Origin of the sequence: Methylomonas sp. Kb3, assembly GCF_002834115.1 — a bacterium.
Taxonomy (GTDB): domain Bacteria; phylum Pseudomonadota; class Gammaproteobacteria; order Methylococcales; family Methylomonadaceae; genus Methylomonas; species Methylomonas defluvii.
This window is the reverse complement of the sequence record NZ_PIZT01000069.1, coordinates 357,967-376,207: the sequence shown is the minus strand read 5'-3', so window position 1 is coordinate 376,207 and position 18,241 is coordinate 357,967. Positions and strand designations below refer to the sequence as shown.

General features: G+C 51.3%; 18 protein-coding genes and 1 tRNA gene. 3 read left to right on the top strand and 16 right to left on the bottom strand.

Annotated elements, in window-relative coordinates; translation table 11 throughout:
- Positions 1-96: 96 nt before the first annotated feature.
- Positions 97-172, bottom strand: a tRNA-Val gene (locus CWO84_RS22865).
- A gap of 477 nt (positions 173-649) precedes the next feature.
- Here CWO84_RS22865 and CWO84_RS22860 point away from each other — a divergent pair.
- Positions 650-1,687 (top strand): GGDEF domain-containing protein, encoded by a 1,038-nt coding sequence (locus CWO84_RS22860; protein ID WP_101055457.1) that lies wholly within the window; start codon positions 650-652, stop codon positions 1,685-1,687.
- Between the two features lie 13 nt (positions 1,688-1,700).
- Here CWO84_RS22860 and CWO84_RS22855 read toward each other — a convergent pair whose 3' ends face one another.
- A complete protein-coding gene (locus CWO84_RS22855; protein WP_033155186.1) occupies positions 1,701-2,930 on the bottom strand; it encodes a dicarboxylate/amino acid:cation symporter in 1,230 nt (409 codons plus the stop codon).
- Positions 2,931-3,095: 165 nt separating this feature from the next.
- Here CWO84_RS22855 and CWO84_RS22850 point away from each other — a divergent pair, with 165 nt between their 5' ends.
- Positions 3,096-3,590 (top strand): YchJ family protein, encoded by a 495-nt coding sequence (locus CWO84_RS22850; protein ID WP_033155733.1) that lies wholly within the window; start codon positions 3,096-3,098, stop codon positions 3,588-3,590.
- A gap of 27 nt (positions 3,591-3,617) precedes the next feature.
- Here CWO84_RS22850 and trmL read toward each other — a convergent pair whose 3' ends face one another.
- The 3 genes from trmL to secA form a co-directional block, all read right to left on the bottom strand.
- Entirely contained in the window at positions 3,618-4,085 is a 468-nt protein-coding gene (gene trmL, locus CWO84_RS22845; protein WP_101055455.1) for a tRNA (uridine(34)/cytosine(34)/5-carboxymethylaminomethyluridine(34)-2'-O)-methyltransferase TrmL, read from the bottom strand.
- A gap of 4 nt (positions 4,086-4,089) precedes the next feature.
- Positions 4,090-6,594, bottom strand: coding sequence for a glycogen/starch/alpha-glucan phosphorylase (locus tag CWO84_RS22840; protein ID WP_101055453.1), 2,505 nt, complete (start codon positions 6,592-6,594; stop codon positions 4,090-4,092).
- A 137-nt stretch (positions 6,595-6,731) separates the two neighbouring features.
- On the bottom strand, positions 6,732-9,479 hold the full coding sequence (gene secA / locus CWO84_RS22835; protein ID WP_033155189.1) for a preprotein translocase subunit SecA: 2,748 nt from the start codon (positions 9,477-9,479) through the stop codon (positions 6,732-6,734).
- A 297-nt stretch (positions 9,480-9,776) separates the two neighbouring features.
- Here secA and trkA point away from each other — a divergent pair, with 297 nt between their 5' ends.
- Positions 9,777-11,132, top strand: a complete 1,356-nt coding sequence (gene trkA / locus CWO84_RS22825) for a Trk system potassium transporter TrkA (protein ID WP_033155191.1) — start codon at positions 9,777-9,779, stop codon at positions 11,130-11,132.
- On the opposite strand, the gene CWO84_RS22820 is transcribed toward trkA, so the two are convergent.
- From CWO84_RS22820 to CWO84_RS22770, 11 genes are all read right to left on the bottom strand, one after another.
- On the bottom strand, positions 11,129-11,671 hold the full coding sequence (locus CWO84_RS22820; protein WP_101055451.1) for a hypothetical protein: 543 nt from the start codon (positions 11,669-11,671) through the stop codon (positions 11,129-11,131). The genes trkA and CWO84_RS22820 overlap by 4 nt on opposite strands.
- On the bottom strand, positions 11,658-12,191 hold the full coding sequence (locus CWO84_RS22815; protein ID WP_101055449.1) for a hypothetical protein: 534 nt from the start codon (positions 12,189-12,191) through the stop codon (positions 11,658-11,660). Before CWO84_RS22815 ends, CWO84_RS22820 begins: the two co-directional genes overlap by 14 nt.
- Before the next feature lie 5 nt (positions 12,192-12,196).
- Positions 12,197-12,571, bottom strand: a complete 375-nt coding sequence (locus tag CWO84_RS22810) for a VOC family protein (protein ID WP_033155194.1) — start codon at positions 12,569-12,571, stop codon at positions 12,197-12,199.
- Positions 12,572-12,614: 43 nt separating this feature from the next.
- Positions 12,615-13,397, bottom strand: a complete 783-nt coding sequence (locus tag CWO84_RS22805) for a TIM barrel protein (RefSeq protein ID WP_101055441.1) — start codon at positions 13,395-13,397, stop codon at positions 12,615-12,617.
- Positions 13,397-14,275 (bottom strand): NAD(P)-dependent oxidoreductase, encoded by an 879-nt coding sequence (locus CWO84_RS22800; protein ID WP_101055439.1) that lies wholly within the window; start codon positions 14,273-14,275, stop codon positions 13,397-13,399. Before CWO84_RS22800 ends, CWO84_RS22805 begins: the two co-directional genes overlap by 1 nt.
- Before the next feature lie 14 nt (positions 14,276-14,289).
- The gene (locus tag CWO84_RS22795; protein WP_101055437.1) at positions 14,290-14,781 is read right to left on the bottom strand and encodes a nucleoside triphosphate pyrophosphohydrolase family protein; all 492 of its coding nucleotides are present in this window, start codon (positions 14,779-14,781) and stop codon (positions 14,290-14,292) included.
- Positions 14,782-14,930: 149 nt separating this feature from the next.
- Positions 14,931-15,419, bottom strand: a complete 489-nt coding sequence (locus CWO84_RS22790; RefSeq protein WP_205800454.1) for a hypothetical protein — start codon at positions 15,417-15,419, stop codon at positions 14,931-14,933.
- Complete coding sequence (locus tag CWO84_RS22785; RefSeq protein ID WP_205800452.1) at positions 15,419-15,970, bottom strand: FMN-binding protein; 552 nt, start codon at positions 15,968-15,970, stop codon at positions 15,419-15,421. Before CWO84_RS22785 ends, CWO84_RS22790 begins: the two co-directional genes overlap by 1 nt.
- Before the next feature lie 162 nt (positions 15,971-16,132).
- Positions 16,133-17,566, bottom strand: coding sequence for a hypothetical protein (locus CWO84_RS22780; RefSeq protein WP_101055433.1), 1,434 nt, complete (start codon positions 17,564-17,566; stop codon positions 16,133-16,135).
- Between the two features lie 128 nt (positions 17,567-17,694).
- Positions 17,695-17,937, bottom strand: coding sequence for a GIY-YIG nuclease family protein (locus CWO84_RS22775; RefSeq protein ID WP_230410249.1), 243 nt, complete (start codon positions 17,935-17,937; stop codon positions 17,695-17,697).
- A gap of 22 nt (positions 17,938-17,959) precedes the next feature.
- Positions 17,960-18,241 carry a hypothetical protein gene (locus tag CWO84_RS22770; RefSeq protein WP_101055431.1) on the bottom strand — a complete coding sequence of 94 codons (282 nt, stop codon included), beginning with the start codon at positions 18,239-18,241 and terminating at the stop codon, positions 17,960-17,962.

Here is an 18,241-nt window from a genome sequence, read left to right as displayed (position 1 = left end):
GACGATGGCGTAGCGCTTGCCTTAGGAGTATTGATTGGGACGCTTGAGATTACCGAATAGAATCGTGGGAGATTCTACATTTAACCTCCGATAGTCTGGTGGGTGCTGAGGGGTTCGAACCCCCGACCCTCGCCTTGTAAGGGCGATGCTCTCCCAGCTGAGCTAAGCACCCGACTAAAGGACGCGCATTCTATCCAAAACTGGAGCTGCTGCAAAATGTTTTGTTAACTTTGCGATGCAAATACTCGTGCCACACGTGCAGTTGCCAAGAGTTTGCATTCTCCGGACAGCCATTAGAAAAACAGCCGGTACACGCAAACCATTTCTAGAAAAAAATTACACTGATAAACTCACCCCCTCAAAACCGGCCCCTACACACAAACCGCAAACACTGTGTGCGTCAGCTTATTTTCCGGATGTATTGAAAAATCCCGGTTTTAAGTTACCTTTATGTAGGCTTATGACTACGTAAAATGAAAGCCTGGAGGCTCATAGTGTTTCAAGCACAATTATCCAAGTTACCTTAAGACACGTTCTACTAAGCGCTAAACCCGGCGCATTGATACGGAACAATCGAAAGCAGTGACTGGGTTAACAATCCCGGCGCGAGCAGTACTTAAACCGTTATACGTTTATCGACAAAAATCTGATGAGTAAAGGCACCACTTACATACCGATTTACGATTTCTCGCCGAGCGTTAACGCCGGCCATCTAAAACAAATCCTGCCATTATTGATGCGTCATAACGTTGCTGCCAATCCCATCAACTACGCTATTTGGTACGACTATGTGGCCGGCGGAAACCCGAGCTTAAACAAAGCAGTCGACTCGTTGCTCGCCGAAAACAAGGCCTTCGATTACGACAACAGCGTCGAGCTTTACAAATCACACATTTGTAATGCGTCTTTGGAATCTTTCGAGCAAATCAACCGGCAACTGCACAAAGTCATCGAGCAAGCCACTAGCGCGATCAACGAAACTTACAACAAGGCCGAAGAGACCAACGACAGCTTTCAGAAAAAATCAATCATCTTGGAAACTTTCTCCGCTTCAGACGGCTTGAAAACCATCTTGGAAGAAATCATTCAGGAAACCAAAGCGCTGGCGATGACCAGTCAGGCCATGCAAACCAAGCTGACCGAAGCCAACCAAGAAATGGAGCAATTGCGCACCGAGCTGGCTCAAGCCAGACAAATCGCTACCACCGACGGTTTAACCGGCTTGTTGAATCGGCGCGCGTTCGACATGACCTTGGCAGAAATCATCGAACAATCCGCACCCGATACCGCGTGCCTGTCGATGCTGGACATAGACCATTTCAAACGCATTAACGACACTTACGGCCACACTATCGGCGACAATGTCATTAAATATGTAGCGAATTTAATGAAGAAACACGCCGAGGAACATCATCACGTTGCGCGTTACGGCGGTGAGGAACTGGCGATTATCATGCCCAACACCAGCCACGAAAAGGCGGTAGAAATCTCCGAAAATATTCGCACCGCGATGGCAGCCAGCCGCTTGCAACGCAAAAACGACAACCAGTCGCTGGGCAAAATCACCTTGTCGATAGGCGTTGCCAGATTGCAATCCGGCGATAATCCGGAAAGCTTTATCGTCCGCGCAGATAACGCCTTGTATAAAGCCAAGCAAAGCGGCCGCAATCGGGTAATCCATTCATAAACCGCAGAAAAAACTAGCGATCCGTCAAGCGCTGTACCACTATGCAACCCACCATATCGCCCTCGACGTTGACCATGGTCCGCACCGTATCCAGTATGCGGTCTATGGGTAACAGTATCGTAATGGCTTCGGTCGGGAGACCAACCGATTGCAACACCATCATCATGGTCACCATGCCGGCGCTGGGGATGCCCGGCGCGCCCATGGCGGCGATCATCGTGGTAAAACACACGATCAATTGTTGCGCCAAATCCAGCTCTATGCCGGCTAAATTCGCGACAAATAACGCAGCGGCAGCTTCGTAGAGCGCGGTGCCGTCCATATTGACCGTGGCACCCAGCGGCACCACGAAACCGGCAATACCGGGTTTGACGTGCAAATGCTGTTCAACGCAACGCAAGGTGACGGGCAATGTGGCAGAGCTGGAACTGGTGGCAAATGCGGTGATTAAGGCTTCCCTGGCGCCCAGGAAAAACTTCAGCGGCGAAACCTTGGCAACTATACCTAACAACAAAGGCAACACGACCAAGCCATGCAGCATGGTGGTGCCAATGACCACCGCGACAAATTCCGCCAAACTGCTTAACAAGGCCATATTTTGCGTCGCCAGCAACTGCGCCAGCAAAGCCATGATGCCGAACGGGGCCAGCCGCATAATCCAGCCGACCAAGCGCAGCATTAACTCCAAGCCTTCCTGCAATAGCAGCAAGATATTGCGGTAACGATCCCCTCCCACTACCAAAGCAATCCCCAACAACAGTGCAAACATCACGATGGGCAGGATATTGGCCTGCGCTAGTGCGGCAAACGGGTTAACGAATAAGCCATGCAGGAAGCTGGCTACAAATTGCGCAAAGCTCATTTGCTTGGCGGCGAAGTTGGGAACAGCGTTATTGAATAAGTCTAGATTCAAACCTTTTCCGGGCTCGAATATATTTGCCGCCGCCACGCCCAGCAGGATAGCCAGAGCCATAGAAACCATAAAAAAAACCAAGGTAGACAGCCAGACTTGATGCAATTGGCCGTGCATGCGCAAATTTGCCACCCCAACCGCAATGGAGGTAAACACCAAAGGCACCAACACCATTTTCAACAAATCCATGAATAAAGTACTCAATAGACCGCAAACGTAAATACCTTGTTTGCTGAGCGCGGCGTCCGGTCCCAACTTGGCGAATCCCATGCCCAACGCTACGCCGAATACGGCACCCAGAAAAATTTGTGTGTTTAATGCGACTTTCAATCCGGCCTCCTGAAAATACGCTGATCGTAAAACCCCAAAGCTTAGAGATTTATCATAACAAGCCCAGCCCCCATCATCTAAAAGCGCTGTCAGTGCGCGGATACGTTCCGCCGAGAGCGGCTAAGATTGGCTTTTGGCTTGTCTATTTCGGTAAAATCCGCCGTTATGACGACAATCACCGACCCACTAGAAACCTGTTTATGCGGCTCCGGCCTCGATTATGCCGATTGCTGCGGCCGCTATCACAGCGGAGAACACAATCCACCGACTGCGGAAGCCTTGATGCGCTCGCGTTTTAGTGCCTATGCCCGGCGCGATGTGGACTATTTATTGAATACTTGGGATACCAGCAAACGGCCGGCAGCCATCGACTTTTCCAAGGAAACCGCGCAATGGCAAAAACTGGCGATAGCCAGCACTAAAAAAGGCAGCGCCCACGACAGCAAGGGCATTGTCGAGTTTAAGGCTTTTTACCGACAAGACGGCGAAGACTATTTCATGCACGAAATCAGTCGCTTCGTTAAATCCAATTCCCGTTGGCTTTATCTGGACGGCGTCATCAAAGCCGCAGGCAAAGTTGCGGCAAGTACGGATACCGGCAAAAACGCGCCTTGTCCGTGCGGCAGCGGCAAGAAATTTAAACGTTGCTGCGGCCGCTGAAAACCGGCCCGCTAAACCGTCATCAAGTCAGCGCGCCGCATCCACAAAATTCAATTGCTTCCAGGCTTCATAAAGCACTATCGCCACGGTATTGGAGAGATTAAGACTGCGGCTTTCCTTACTCATCGGCAAATACAGTTGCAGCGCGGTCGAATGTTGACTGAGAAATCCGGCCGGTAAGCCACGGGTTTCCGGACCGAATAACAAGGCATCTCCCGCTTTGTATCGCACCTCACTGTAACCGGTGTGGCCTTTGGTGGTTAAAGCAAATAAACGTTGGGGCTTGGCTTTTTCGACGTAATCGTGCAGGGAACCGTACTGGCGGATGTTCACCCATTCATGATAATCCAGCCCGGCGCGACGCAGACGTTTGTCGTCCAGATCAAAGCCCAAGGGCTGGATTAAATGCAGATGCGCACCGGTATTAGCGCATAAACGGATGATATTGCCGGTATTGGCCGGTATTTCCGGCTCGAACAAGACAATATCCAGCATTGTTTCAGTATTTTTCCACGTCCACCGGCGACAGCTTCCAAATCTCGCGGTTGTATTCGCTAATCGTTCTATCGGTGGAAAACTTACCGCTGGCCGCGGTGTTGAGAATACTCATTTTGGTCCAGCGCTCTTGATCACGCCAAGTTTGCTCGACGCGCTTCTGTGCTTCCAGATAGCTGCGGAAATCGGCGATAGTCATCCAAGGATCGTGCGGACTTTTAATCGAAGCAATGATGTCGTCGAAAATCCCCGGCTCAAACTGATTGAAATGCCCGCATTCCAGCAAGCGCATCACGCCTTGTAAATCGCTGTCCTGATTGATGAACCATTGTGGATCGTAATGCGGCCGCATCGCCTCCACTTCGGTTTCGGTCAAGCCGAACAGGAAGAAATTGTCGGCACCGACCTCTTCACGAATTTCGATGTTGGCACCGTCCAAGGTACCGATGGTCAGCGCGCCGTTCATCATAAATTTCATATTCCCGGTACCGGACGCTTCCTTGCCGGCAGTCGAAATTTGTTCCGACAAATCCGCGCCCGGACAGATTTTTTCCATCGCCGATACGCAGTAATTGGGCATAAACACCAATCTCAGCTTGTTGCCTACTTCCGGATCTTCATTAATGACATTGCCGACATTGTTTATCAGCTTGATGATTTTTTTCGCCATGACATAGCCAGGGGCCGCCTTGCCGCCGATCAAGACGCAACGATCCACCCAGTTTTGCGTATCGCCACGTTTAATCCGATCATAGAGATGAATCACATGCAGCACATTCAAAATTTGCCGCTTGTATTCGTGGATACGTTTAACCTGCACATCAAACAAAGCATCGACATTGATTTCAATGTCATGTTCTTCTTTTTTGTAGTCAACCAAACGTTGTTTACTGGCCCGATTCAAGTCGTACCATTTTTGCCTGAACGCCGCGTCCTCGGCATAAGGCGCTAATTTGGACAGCTGAGACAGGTCGGTAATCCAGCCGTCACCAATAGTTGCGGTGATAAACTCAGCCAATTCCGGATTACAGCCGGCCAGCCAGCGTCTAGGGGTCACACCGTTAGTTTTGTTATTAAATTTTTGCGGCCAGAGCTCATAAAAATCTTTAAACAAGCCTTCCTGCAACAGCTTGGAATGCAGCTCGGCGACACCGTTGACAGAAAAACTGCCGACGATAGCCAAAAATGCCATCCGCACCTGTTTTTGATAACCCTCTTCGATGATGGACATCCGCGCCATGCGGGGATTGTCGCCAGGCCAACGCGCCGACACTTCAGCCATGAAGTGTGCGTTGATTTCAAAAATAATTTCCATCAAGCGCGGCAGCAAATGCTGCATCAGATTAACCGACCATTTTTCCAAGGCCTCGGGCAACAAGGTATGATTGGTGTAGGCCATCGTTTGCCGCGTGATGTTCCAGGCTTCTTTCCAAGGTAAACCGTGAATATCCATCAACAAGCGCATCAGCTCGGCCACCGCGATGCTGGGATGGGTGTCGTTGAGCTGAAAGCAGTTTTTCTCGGCAAATTTACTGAAATTATTACCGTGGCGCCCCACCCAGTTGGCGATGACGTCCTGCAAACTCGCGGAGGCCAACAGATATTGCTGTTGCAGGCGCAAGGCTTTGCCGTTTTCGTTGGCATCGTTGGGATACAACACCATCGTAATGTTTTCAGCGGTGTTTTTCTCGGCCACGGCTTCGGCGTAATCACCGGCATTGAATTCCTGCAAATTGAATTCTTCCGTGGCGATGGCTTTCCACAAGCGCAGAGTATTGACCGTACCGTTTTTATAGCCAGGCACCGGCGTGTCGTAAGGCATGGCAATCACATCATGGGTATCCAACCAACTGGTGCGCTTGTTGCCTTTTTCATCGATGTGGGTTTGGGTGTGGCCGCCGAATTTGATGCGGTGCATGTATTCCGGACGTTCTATTTCCCAGACATTGCCCATCCGCAACCAATGATCGGGTTTCTCGACCTGCTCACCATTGACGATTTGTTGCGAAAACATGCCGTATTCATAACGCAAACCGTAGCCCGTGACCGGTAGTTGCAAGGTGGCACAACTATCGATGAAACATGCCGCCAAGCGTCCCAAGCCGCCATTACCCAAACCTGCGTCCGGCTCGCTCTCGATGAGTTCCTCGGCTTCCAAACCCAAATCATACAAGGCTTGCGTGACAATATCGTCAACCCCGAGATTCAACATGGCGTTGCTCAAAGAACGCCCCATCAAAAATTCCATAGACAGATAGAAGGCTTTTTTACAATCGGAGTCGCGATAGACGTTGTAGGTTTTCTTCCAGCGTTCGACCAAACGGTCGCTGATCGCCAAAGACAAGGCTTCGTAGGCGTAATGCGGAGAACGGCAATTTTCATCGCGCCCGAGCCGATGACTGTAGTAGTGTTTGAAGTCGGCGATGAAATGCTTTTTTTCCATGCCCAACTTGGGGAGCTTGGTAATATCGGCGGCGGGATTACTCTTATTAAAGACTCTATGCGGCATAGTACTTACCCTTGAGGACAGTGAAAATTAAAGGCCGTGGGCCGCTGATTTTGCAAGGCTGAAAGCGATGCCAAAGGCCCTCTAAATCAAATTGTCGGGCAGCCGCGACGCCCGGTTTGGGGCGCCGCGGTTAAACATTAGTTCAACTTGCCGTGGCATTGCTTGTACTTTTTACCGGAACCGCAGGGGCATGGGTCGTTACGGCCCACTTTGTTGCCGAGTCTGACAAAAGGCTGCTCCGCGTTCTCCGGGTCTGAGTCTGGCTGAGCTGCTGGTGCCACGGGCTCTTCTTCAAAAATGGAGTGGGCTTCCGCGTGTTCGTAGTGCATTTCCAGCGGTGCTTGGCGTTGTTCGTCGATCGCCTGCACGTCTTCTTCTCGCGCCACTTGTACCTTGGCGAGTATACCCACCACTTCCTGCTTGATATGCGTCAACAGGCCGGTAAACATTTGGAACGACTCGCGCTTGTATTCCTGCTTGGGGTCTTTTTGCGCATAGCCTCTGAAATGAATACCTTGGCGCAATTGGTCCATCGCCGCCAGATGTTCTTTCCAGCTATTATCCAGCACTTGCAACATCACGGATTTCTCGAAATGCCTTAGCACTTGCACACCTACGGCCTCTTCACGGGCGCGGCTTTCTTGCTCGGCTTTTTCGATAATCAGCCGGCGCAATTTCGCTTCATTCAGGGTACGGTCGTGCTCCAGCATTTCCACTAGCGGCATCTGCAGATTAAATTCTTGCTGCAAATGGGTTTCCAATCCACGCACATCCCATTGCTCTTCCATGGTTTTCGGCGGAATGTATTCGGTGATGACGTCGTTCAACACGTCAGCACGAATCGCGTTGATAATGTCGTTGATGTCTTCGGCAGCCATCAACTCATTGCGCTGCGCGTAAATAACCTTGCGCTGATCGTTGGCGACGTCGTCGTAAGCCAAAATTTCTTTGCGAATATCAAAGTTACGATTCTCGACTTTGCGTTGCGCGCTTTCGATGGAACGAGTCACCCAAGGATGCTCAATCGCTTCGCCTTCTTCCATACCCAGTTTTTGCATCAAGCTGGCGACGCGCTCGGACGCGAAAATCCGCATCAAATCGTCTTCCAGCGACAGATAAAAACGGGTCGAACCCGGATCGCCCTGCCGACCGGAACGGCCACGCAATTGGTTGTCGATCCGCCGCGACTCGTGGCGTTCCGAGCCGATCACATGCAGACCGCCGCTTGCCAAGACTTTTTCATGTCTTTCCTGCCAAGTAGCACGCACCCGCTCTTTATCGGCTTCGCTGGCATCCGGTCCCAAGGCAGCCAGTTCGGCATTCAGATTGCCACCCAACACGATGTCGGTACCGCGACCGGCCATATTCGTAGCAATCGTGACGGCGCCCGGCATACCGGCATTTTCGATAATGTGGGCTTCGCGCTCGTGCTGCTTGGCATTCAAGACTTCATGGCGGATGTTTTGTTGTTGCAGCATCCGGGAAATCAATTCAGAGTTTTCGATCGACGTCGTACCCACCAACACCGGTTGGCCGCGCTGCACGCAATCTTTGATGTCTTCGATGACAGCCTTGTATTTTTCCCGCGCGGACAGATAAACCAAATCGCCCTTATCTTTACGAATCATCGGTCTGTGGGTAGGAATAACCACCACTTCCAGGCCGTAGATTTTGTTCAACTCAAACGCTTCGGTATCCGCAGTACCGGTCATACCGGATAATTTGTTGTAAAGACGGAAATAATTCTGGAAGGTAATCGAAGCCAGCGTTTGGTTTTCGTTTTGAATAGTCACGTTTTCCTTGGCTTCCATCGCTTGATGCAAACCCTCGGACCAACGCCGGCCGCTCATCATCCGGCCGGTAAATTCGTCGACGATGATAACCTGACCGTCCTTCACTACATAATCCACGTCTTTTTGGAAAAGTACGTGAGCTCTCAGCGATGCGTTCAAATAGTGCATCAAGCGGATATTGGCGGCTTCGTATAGTGTGGAGCCGTCGGCTATCAAGCCGTGCTCCGCCAACAACCGCTCAACGTGCTCATAGCCGGCTTCGGTCAGATGAATCTGCCGCGATTTTTCGTCCACCGCATAATCGCCGGGCATTTGATCCTGTTTTTCCGGGTCGTCGGCTTTTTCCTGTTTGGTCAGGTAGGGAATGATTTGATTGGTCTTCAGGTAAATATCGGTACTGCCTTCCGCCTGGCCGGAGATGATCAACGGCGTTCTGGCTTCGTCGATCAAAATAGAGTCAACCTCGTCGACGATGGCAAAATTCAGATCGCGCTGGACTTTTTGTTCCAGGCTGAAGGCCATGTTGTCACGCAGGTAATCGAAACCAAATTCGTTGTTGGTGCCGTAGGTAATATCCGCTGCATAGGCAACCTGGCGTTGCTCGTGCGTCAAATCGCTGACGATGACACCGGTGGTCAAGCCCAGGAAACCGTATAATTTGCCCATCCATTCCGCGTCGCGGCGGGCCAAGTAATCATTGACGGTAACGACATGCACGCCTTTACCGGGCAAGGCATTCAAGTAGGCGGCCAAGGTCGCCATCAGGGTTTTACCCTCACCGGTTTTCATCTCGGCTATCTTGCCACTGTGCAAGACCATGCCGCCAATCAACTGCACGTCGAAATGCCGCATGCCAAATACACGGGTCGAGGCTTCCCGCACAGCGGCAAAGGCTTCTGGGAGTAAATTGTCTAAGTTTTCGCCTTGGGCCAGGCGGTCGCGAAATTCCTGCGTCTTGGCTTGTAACGCCGCATCGGATAATTTTTCGTATTCGGCGGCCAGAGCATTGACTTTCTTGACTAGCTTGCGTTTCTTCTTGACCAGCCTGTCGTTGCGGCTGCCAACTACCAATTTAACCAGCTTACCCAGCATGATATTTCCAGAGTGAGAGTGAACCAAAGTTTGCGATTATAAACGGTATGGGGCGGCTGTGACCAGAAAACAAGCCCGGCAAGCTGAGACTATTCACCAGCCTGTTTTTGTAAATCGGCTATTTAAAACAGGATTTTTGCTTGGCAGCCGCAGCCTAACTGCATCATCCGGCGATTTCCATCGCCGCAAAGTTAGCACTCGCTGGAACATGGACAAGCCTATCGATCAGCGTATAATTCGCCGGCTTCGGCCCTTGTGGCGGCAAGCATTCGACATCATTACTGGCTTTAACAATTTATGAAAATAGTGATTCTCGGTGCCGGTGTGACCGGCTCTTCGGTTGCCGGCGCATTGGCCAGTGAAGAAAACGATATTGTCGTTATCGATAAAAATGCCCACTTGCTCACCGCATTAAAAGGCCGCCTGGATATAGCCACCGTCGAAGGTAACGCGGCCCATCCCAGCGTGCTGGAACAAGCCGGAATTCAGGACGCCGACATGGTGATTGCCGTTACCGACCGCGACGAGACCAATATGCTGGCCTGTCAGGTGATCAACACCCTGTATAGCAAACCCAAAACCATCGCCCGAGTGCGCGCCATCGATTTTCTCAACCATCCGGAATTATTTGCCCCGGGCGGTATTGATATTGTCATCAGCCCTGAGCAGGTTGTCACCGAATCCATCCACAACCTGATCAAATACCCCGGCGCGCTGCATGTGTCCGAGTTTGCCGACGGCTTGGTCAGGCTGTTTTCGATTCGCGTGGTACCGACCGGCTTTCTGACCGGCAAACGCATCCACGCCGTCAAAGAAAAACTGGCCGACAGCATGATCCGGGTCGCGGCGATTTTCCGCGACGGCAAAGCCATCGCGGTAAACGGCGAGGCGGTGATTGCTACCGGCGACGAAGTATTCTTTGTCTGCCCACGCGATAAGGTTCGTAAAACCCTGGTGGATCTGCATAAACTGGAATCGCCGATCAAAACCATTATGCTGGCCGGCGGCGGCCACGTCGGCAAGCGGCTGGCCATTGCCTTGGAAAAAAACTACCACGTCAAAGTCATCGAACAAGACATCGAGCGCGCGCGGGAGATATCTAACGATTTGCGTAACACCTTAATTCTACACGGCGACTGTACCGACGAATCGCTACTGCAGGAAGAAATGATCGAAGACATTGATTTGTTCTGCGCGATTACCAATAACGACGGCATCAACCTGATTGCCGCCGGCCTGGCGAAAAAACTCGGCGCCAAAAAGGCGATCTGCCTGATTAACAATAATTCATACCTGAAATTGCTGGACGGCACCGAAATCGATCTGGCGATTCAACCGAAACTGGAAACCTTGGGCGGCATTCTGAAACACGTGCGCAAAGGCGACGTAGTCGGCGTCAGCTCGGTATGCGGTGGGAGTGCGGAAGCGATCGAAGCCATTGCTCACCGTAGTAAGAACTCCAGCTCCGTGGTGGGCTTGCGGGTAGATCAGGTCAATTTACCGGACGGCGTGATTTTAGGCGCGCTGATTCGGGAAAAGGAAGTGATTCCGGTGCATCACGACACCGTATTCGCGGAAGGGGATCACGTGGTGATGTTTGCGTTGAACAAGAAAATGGTTAGAGACATTGAAGGCTATTTCCAGCCAATTTAGTCCGCCAAATCCGCATCAATAAAAGCCAGTGCCCGCTGCGGCAAACCGTCGTTGCCCTCGCCTTGCAAAGACGCCTGGCTATCTTCATGCACCGCCGTCATGAACTGCAACAACTGCATTTCAATTTTCATTTTTTCCTGCGGTTCTTGGGCATCCCACATTCGATTCAATAACTGCTTGGCGTGATGGTGAATAGTGAAGGCCACAGCTTCCGGCAGATGCGCGTAACTGGTGCGCAAAGACTCCTTCAGCTTATCCAGCGATTGCAGATATTGCTGATAGTCTTTTAAATCCTGCTGACATTGGGTTTTCACCATCGCCAGCTCATTGCTATTCCGAGCTTTGTTGACGGCCAGCTCGTGCGCCAATTGCTGCGACTGTTTTTTCAGCTGTGCCACCAAGGCCTGCTCCGCCAGCGCCTTGGTTTGCCGCAGTTCGACGACATCTTCATGCCTGGATAAATGCCATTGCAAATTGTCGTCGCGACTGCGCCGCAAAAACGCCAGCGCATCACCCAGCCAACGACTAATCGACGACATGCAGTTGTTGGCGTAAAGCCAGCATGGCCGCAGCATCGGCTTGTTTACGATAGGTACGCAAGGCTTTGCGCAGATTTTTATATCGAGCGGCCGGCAGTTGCGCCCGCACCGCTTGCAATTCATCGCTAATTACCGCGAACAAGGCCCTGGCCTGTTTGCGGTTATCGGCTACCAGCAGGCGTTGCCGCTTGAATCTGCTCAGATAGCTCAACTGCCGGCATTCCGCAGCCTGGCGCCGCTCAATATTTTGCCGACGAATCTGCAAAGACAACAGCTGCCGTACCGCCGCCGATTCGCGACTGAAGTACCCACGCAGCTCGCGGTAAACCGCTTTAAATAAGGTCATCACGCCCAGCAAAGCCAGCAGGCCCAAAGCCAGTAACATCAATTTACTGGCTAACAGATAAAACAGCCCCATCAACAAAACCAAGCCAAACTGCAAACAGACAAACCCCAGCACAAACAGCAGCATCGCCAGGCTGCCTATCAGTAGTCCGCCGAAAAAAAGCCGTCCGAACATGACTCTCAAGGCCGCTCGATAAACTCCAGCGCATTGCCGTCTCTATCCCGGCAAAACAGCGCCTTACGGCCGGAGATACTCAGCGTGTACGCCGTACCGGCCCGCTCCAGATCTTCGCGTAGAGCATCAACCGAATCGATATGCATCGCCACATGCCGATCACGGCCGCCATGCGCCGGCCTGCCGGTGGTGGGATCGGGATTTTCCAATTCCAACAAATGAATTTGCTGCGCACCAATTTGCAGCCAGGCGCCTGGGAACGGTAGATTCGGCCGTTCGGTCTGCTCCATTCCTAACACATCGCGGTAAAAAAGCAGCGATTGCTCGGTATCGGAGACGATCAAACTGGCGTGATGTATCGTGAAATTATGTTTGGACATGGCAATCAACAGGTGAGTAAGGCAGCGAGATTATACCGCCCGATTATTTCACCGCGTAGGTTTTCAACCATTCCAAACTGACAGCGGTCTCAATCGTCGGCCGGTACTCGGCACCCACCCAACCTTGATAGTCCGACGTGGCGATAACCTCGAACAAGGTTTTAAAATCCACAACACCTGTGCCGGGCTGGCCGCGGCCTGGAGAGTCGGCAAATTGAATATGCCCGATTCTATCCATATGTTGGCGCAAAAATCCGGCGCAATCTTCGCCCATCCGACTCATGTGATAAATGTCGTATTGCATGAATAAGTTCGGATGGCCGATTTGCTTTAGCACATCCAGCATTTTGTCGCCGGTGTCGACGATAAAACCTGGCATGTCGTGGCTATTGACCGCCTCGAATACGGTTTTGATACCCAACTCGGCAAACGCTGCGGCGGCGTAAGCCAGATTCTCGCAAAAGGTAGTTTGATATTCGCCCAAGCGTTGTGGGTCGAAACAGCGACCCGGTAACACGTTAATAACACGGGGCTTTAATCGTTCGGCATAAGCCAGCGTCTGCTCCACCGCGGCTTTAAATTGCTCGCGTTTTTCCGGAACCGCCGCCAAACCCTCGCCGCCCTGCAGCAAGGTATCGGCATCGACATTGAACAACACCAACTTTAAGTCCTGTTGAGCTAATAGGTCACCGATTTGTTCGACTCGCAGCGAGTAGGGAAACTGGATTTCCACTGCGTCGAAACCGCACTGTTTAGCAGCCTGAAACCGTTCCGGCAACGGCCGTTCGGTAAACAATAAACTCAGATTGGCGGTAAAGCGCAGCATTAGTCTTGGGCGTACAGCTTGATCAGTGTCGAGGGGTCTTGGTCCAAAAAGCCGCTACTACCGTGCAATTGCATCAGTTGCGCCGCCAAGCCGGACATCGGTATCGCACTCCCCTGTTTGCCCGCTAAATCGACAGCCATATTTAAATCTTTCAATAAGGTTTTGACGCGCCACTTCACCGGTTCGAAACGCTGATCCGCCATTTCCGGGCCGACGATTTGCAGTGGCTTGGAATCGGCAAAGCCACCGGCCAGCGCTTCCGGAATTTTTGCAGCATCGACGCCGGCCGACTTTGCCAAGGCCATCATTTCCGCGATTACTAACACATTGCAACTGACAATCATCTGATTGCAGATTTTAGTGGTCTGACCACTGCCGACCGGCCCCATATGCGTCAAACGGCTATACAGCGGCCGCAATACTTCACGGGCAATTTGAATGTCTTGTTCCGCACCGCCGGCCATAATCGCCAAACTACCCTGCTCGGCGCCGGCCGTGCCTCCGGATACCGGCGCGTCCACCCAACGCATGCCGCAGGCAGTCTGCAATTGAGATGCCATGCGTCGGGTGGTTTCCGGATGAATGCTGGATAAATCAATCAACAGTTTGTCGGCAGCGCCGTTGGCGATAATGTGTTCCGTCACCACCTCTTCAACGGCCATGGTGTCGGCCAGACACAAAATCACAACATCGGAGGCTTTTACCAATTCACCGACACTGCCGCAGACCTTAGCACCCGCACCAGCAACCACATCCAATTTGGCAGCCGTGCGATTCCAGACATTGAGCTGAAAACCCGCCGCCAGAAGCCGCAGGCTTAGCGGTTGCCCCATCAGCCCTATGCCGACGAAGCCCAGCGTGTAGCGTTGTTCTGCCATAGTGAAACTCGCAGTTATTCGAATAGTGCCGGACTTAAATCCAAACGCTCGCCGCCGCGCCCACTCATCAACTGTTGATGCACGATTTGAAAAGCTTCATCGAAATCGGCATTCACGAAACGCTGGGACAAATGCACGCAAATCGCATATAAGCCGGAATAATGCACGGTCTCGCCGGAAGTACATAGGTTGATTTTCTCGGACAGCACCCGCACCACGGAAAGCACTGAACCATCTTGCCGCCAGTTGGCGGACACACTGACCACCTCATCGCCCCTGCACGCGATGGCGGCCAGCGCATTAAAGGATAAATCCACCAGCCCAGCCAAAATTTTGATGAGGTCACCGCTGGCAATGGCTTTAAATGTCTCGCTACCGCAATCCAGCAATAAGGCTTGGCGCATCACAATATCCATGTCGGACAAATGCCCGATTTCGCCATCGTCGGGCTGCTTGATAGCGAATTTCCGGTGAAAATCTCTAACTTGTTGTAAATGTTTGTTCATGATTCTACTCCGGGCTTGGATTCAAAGAATTCGGGGAATAATGGCGCGGCGCGGGACAAAATCTGCAGTCAACGACCTAGCCATTTTTGGACATCAGCGCAGTCGGAGAATGCGCCAATGAACCAACTAGGGCAATAGGGAAATCGGTTTTAACGCAGTTGCCGGCGCGATTCAATCAACGACAAACTGACTATGACGATCAATAGGAACAAGGATGTTTCAAGTAATAAAAACGCGGCTATTTTGAAATAAGCAAAAGCCGGATCGACATAACGCACCAACCAACCCGCCGCTTCATCGGCAATTGCCGCGGCATAAACGATTGCGCTGATCCAGACTTTCATCAGAGTCGGCAACGAGGTCATCAGCATCAGATGCGTGAGCGTCAATACCAACATACCCATGGCAAATAAATGAAAATGACTGACTTCCAGCAAACTTTGATAGCTTTTCGGTTCGTTAAACTCTTGCTCGTTTCCCAAATAGTAAGAAATCACCGACTCCGGGGTGAGATTCATTTTATGGAAATACATCAGACCATTGCTGATCCACAATAAGGCCACATAGGCCAAGAACATCAAGATCAAAGTATTGATCAACAGCTGGCGATTTTGCTCGCCGGTTACAAAGAAACGCATTATTTGGGCTTGTTTTGGATGAGAACTTGATAAATCGCCAATACCTTGCGCGCGCTGTTAATTGCGGCTCGGGTGCTGAGCGTTGCCCCCGCCACACCCTGTATATCCTGATTCAGGCTCAACTCTTCGATGGAATGATTAGCCAGCAAGGCCATCCAGCGTTCCGGCGGTTGATATTCCGGCGGCTCATGAAACGCCAGCGTATGAACGTTACGCAATTTGCCATCCGGCGTTAGTACCACTAACAAGGTTTCCGGTTTAGTTCTGACAGTGTGGGCCTCAATCGCGGCATAGCCGATCACTGCACCTTGCTTCTTACCCACATAAAAACTAAACAGATTGGATTCCAACTTGACCTTCGCAAGCTGTTCGATCTGCGCCACTTCCTCTGGCGTGGGAAACAACGATTGCATTTCCACAGTAGCGTCGTCGCCGAAGGCCAGCTTCATCGCTTCGTCCTTGCTGTAAAACACAGCGGCGACAAGGTTTACGCTCGTTAAACAAAAAACCAGCAGCGTCAGCATAAGCCGACGAGTTTTTGAAATCAGCATGAGTGGGAAAAATCCAGGGAGTGAACAATACGGCGGCTATGATAGAGACCGGCAAACAATTTGCCAAGCCGATACGCGCATAAGCAATTTAAGAAGGCATTATATACCGATGCACCCCGCCGTATGAACCGGCGGGGCTTAAGAAGCAACTATCCAGCCACTTTAAAATATAAAGCCTACACCCAAATTGAAGTCGTCGGGAGAGGTGCCCGATTTTTGGGTGAAATTACGGTAATCGGCCTTGATCACGACATTGGGAATGGGTTTGTAGTTGAGGCCGACTTGGTAGATTTCGACGTCTCTGGTCAGATCGTCTCGACAAATGGCATTTGCGCATGTCGAAGCGCTGGCAACAGTATCCATACGCTCGTAACGCACGAAAGGGGCGAGATATTGGGTCGTATCGTGCGCAAAGTGCGGCAGTATGTCGTAACCAACTTCGCTGTACCAACCATAGTTTTCTTCACCAATACTTTTAGCATTGGCAACACTCAGCAAGGCTGCATCGCCGATATGCCCCCAGGAACCCAAAGTACGAAATTCCAGGCCACGGTATTTCCATTGCAGATGGGCTTCGTAAAGTTGCGTTGCTACTTCGAGTTGCCGTCTGTTATACAGCTGATTCTGCCCGGAATTACCGACATACGCCGAGCCGCCCACCATGACGCCAGGCAACATCGGCGGCGCATAGTCCACGCGACCGACATAAGCCAAATCTTCCGCCAACGCCTGTCCTCCTGATTGCCGGCCGCTACGAATGCCGTCAGCGCCAAAATTCTTAGCGTTCATACCGTTAACCACATAGGTTGTGTAGGTCAGACCCGGCAACAATTCACCGAATAACCCCACACCGTTTTCACGCCAAGTGCTGGGAATAATGCGTCTTTCGACTTCCGGGCGATTGTTACCGAAGAAAAACGGCGGCTCATGTATCTGGTTGATAAAGCCCATCGGCATTAACACCATCCCGGCCCGGACATTGACCAGCGGGTCGATGAAGAAATCCAAGGAGGCCATTTCAACGGAGACAGTGCCCGTGCTACCCGATCCGTTATTACCGGTCGAGGAATGTTCGAACTCTATTTCACTGTTGAACAGTATGCTGTCAGTGAACTTATAACCCGCGTAAATGACTAGTCGTTCGAAATCTGTATTGTCCGGATTATTAACGGTGCCGGTTGCCGCATTACGCCCGCCCTGATCATCAACCCTCGCCTGATAATTGGCCTCACCATAGCCACCTAAAGACAGGCCCTTACCAACTTGATAAACCTTCGAAGCCGCCGGACCTAAACCGTAAGCACTTTTGTATTCAACTTTTTCCGGCACCACCAACTCGGTACGCAGCTTTTCCACTTCTTCCGTCAATACATTGGTTTTACGCTCCAAATTGCTGACTTCACCGGTGGGCTCCTTTTGCGCGACCGCTTCCAGCTTTTTAGTCATGCTGTCAATCTGCTGCTGCTGTGCCTGAATGATCTTCCACATTTCATCCATGGTCTGCGGCTTTTCGGCGGGAATTCCCGCAGCGTTTACCCCGGCACTGACAACAATCGCCGAAATTGCGGCGCTAAGTTTTGAGTTTAATGGCTTCATATCGGTCTCCAAGAATTTGAGACTCGAGTATAAAACCCCTACAACAACTAATGCAAATCATTCTCAAATCTATCCGCATTACGAAAAATAACTATCCCTAAAATATTGACTCCCATCCAATTCGGCCGCTATAAGCAGCTACACATTGCGATAAGATGAAGTTTTTCAGTACGTTTCATTTTTTTGATGAACACTTCCCTTCTTGAGGCAGAAACACGATCATGTCCCGCTTCGACAAACACCAATTGCCGAGGTTGACGGCTTCTAAAGTATTTGGCTCCTTTTTGCATCAGATGCTGGCGGAAACGTCTTTCAACATCGGTACTGATTCCGGTATACAGACTACCGTCATCACACTGAATGATATACACAGACCAATTCGACACTGGCGCACTATTCAGAGTCGGCGGATTTATTCAACCAACCATTCAACAAAACCGCTACCAATACGCCAAACCCGATATAGGCATAGCGAACGATGAAGATCAGTGCGGCGCTTTGGCTGTGACTTGCAGCATCTTTGACACTTGGTGTAATAGCCAAAGTCCAGAGCAGCGCCGCCAAAAAATACACCACCACACCCGACACCGCCCATGAGATTGGCGGACGACTTGAGCGTGCCGCCGTGTTGTAAAACCAAATGCCGACTAACGCAGCAGCTATCGAACCTAACAT

What these genes read in the sequence shown, in the direction of transcription:
- CWO84_RS22785 (WP_205800452.1), bottom strand. Translation starts at nt 15,970, where the DNA reads ATGCTGATTTCAAAAACTCGTCGGCTTATGCTGACGCTGCTGGTTTTT.
- secA (WP_033155189.1), bottom strand. Translation starts at nt 9,479, where the DNA reads ATGCTGGGTAAGCTGGTTAAATTGGTAGTTGGCAGCCGCAACGACAGG.
- trmL (WP_101055455.1), bottom strand. Translation starts at nt 4,085, where the DNA reads ATGCTGGATATTGTCTTGTTCGAGCCGGAAATACCGGCCAATACCGGC.
- CWO84_RS22805 (WP_101055441.1), bottom strand. Translation starts at nt 13,397, where the DNA reads ATGCTGCGCTTTACCGCCAATCTGAGTTTATTGTTTACCGAACGGCCG.
- CWO84_RS22800 (WP_101055439.1), bottom strand. Translation starts at nt 14,275, where the DNA reads ATGGCAGAACAACGCTACACGCTGGGCTTCGTCGGCATAGGGCTGATG.
- CWO84_RS22790 (WP_205800454.1), bottom strand. Translation starts at nt 15,419, where the DNA reads ATGCGTTTCTTTGTAACCGGCGAGCAAAATCGCCAGCTGTTGATCAAT.
- CWO84_RS22770 (WP_101055431.1), bottom strand. Translation starts at nt 18,241, where the DNA reads ATGTTAGGTTCGATAGCTGCTGCGTTAGTCGGCATTTGGTTTTACAAC.
- trkA (WP_033155191.1), top strand. Translation starts at nt 9,777, where the DNA reads ATGAAAATAGTGATTCTCGGTGCCGGTGTGACCGGCTCTTCGGTTGCC.
- CWO84_RS22850 (WP_033155733.1), top strand. Translation starts at nt 3,096, where the DNA reads ATGACGACAATCACCGACCCACTAGAAACCTGTTTATGCGGCTCCGGC.
- CWO84_RS22840 (WP_101055453.1), bottom strand. Translation starts at nt 6,594, where the DNA reads ATGCCGCATAGAGTCTTTAATAAGAGTAATCCCGCCGCCGATATTACC.
- CWO84_RS22780 (WP_101055433.1), bottom strand. Translation starts at nt 17,566, where the DNA reads ATGAAGCCATTAAACTCAAAACTTAGCGCCGCAATTTCGGCGATTGTT.
- CWO84_RS22815 (WP_101055449.1), bottom strand. Translation starts at nt 12,191, where the DNA reads ATGTTCGGACGGCTTTTTTTCGGCGGACTACTGATAGGCAGCCTGGCG.
- CWO84_RS22820 (WP_101055451.1), bottom strand. Translation starts at nt 11,671, where the DNA reads ATGTCGTCGATTAGTCGTTGGCTGGGTGATGCGCTGGCGTTTTTGCGG.
- CWO84_RS22860 (WP_101055457.1), top strand. Translation starts at nt 650, where the DNA reads ATGAGTAAAGGCACCACTTACATACCGATTTACGATTTCTCGCCGAGC.
- CWO84_RS22810 (WP_033155194.1), bottom strand. Translation starts at nt 12,571, where the DNA reads ATGTCCAAACATAATTTCACGATACATCACGCCAGTTTGATCGTCTCC.
- CWO84_RS22795 (WP_101055437.1), bottom strand. Translation starts at nt 14,781, where the DNA reads ATGAACAAACATTTACAACAAGTTAGAGATTTTCACCGGAAATTCGCT.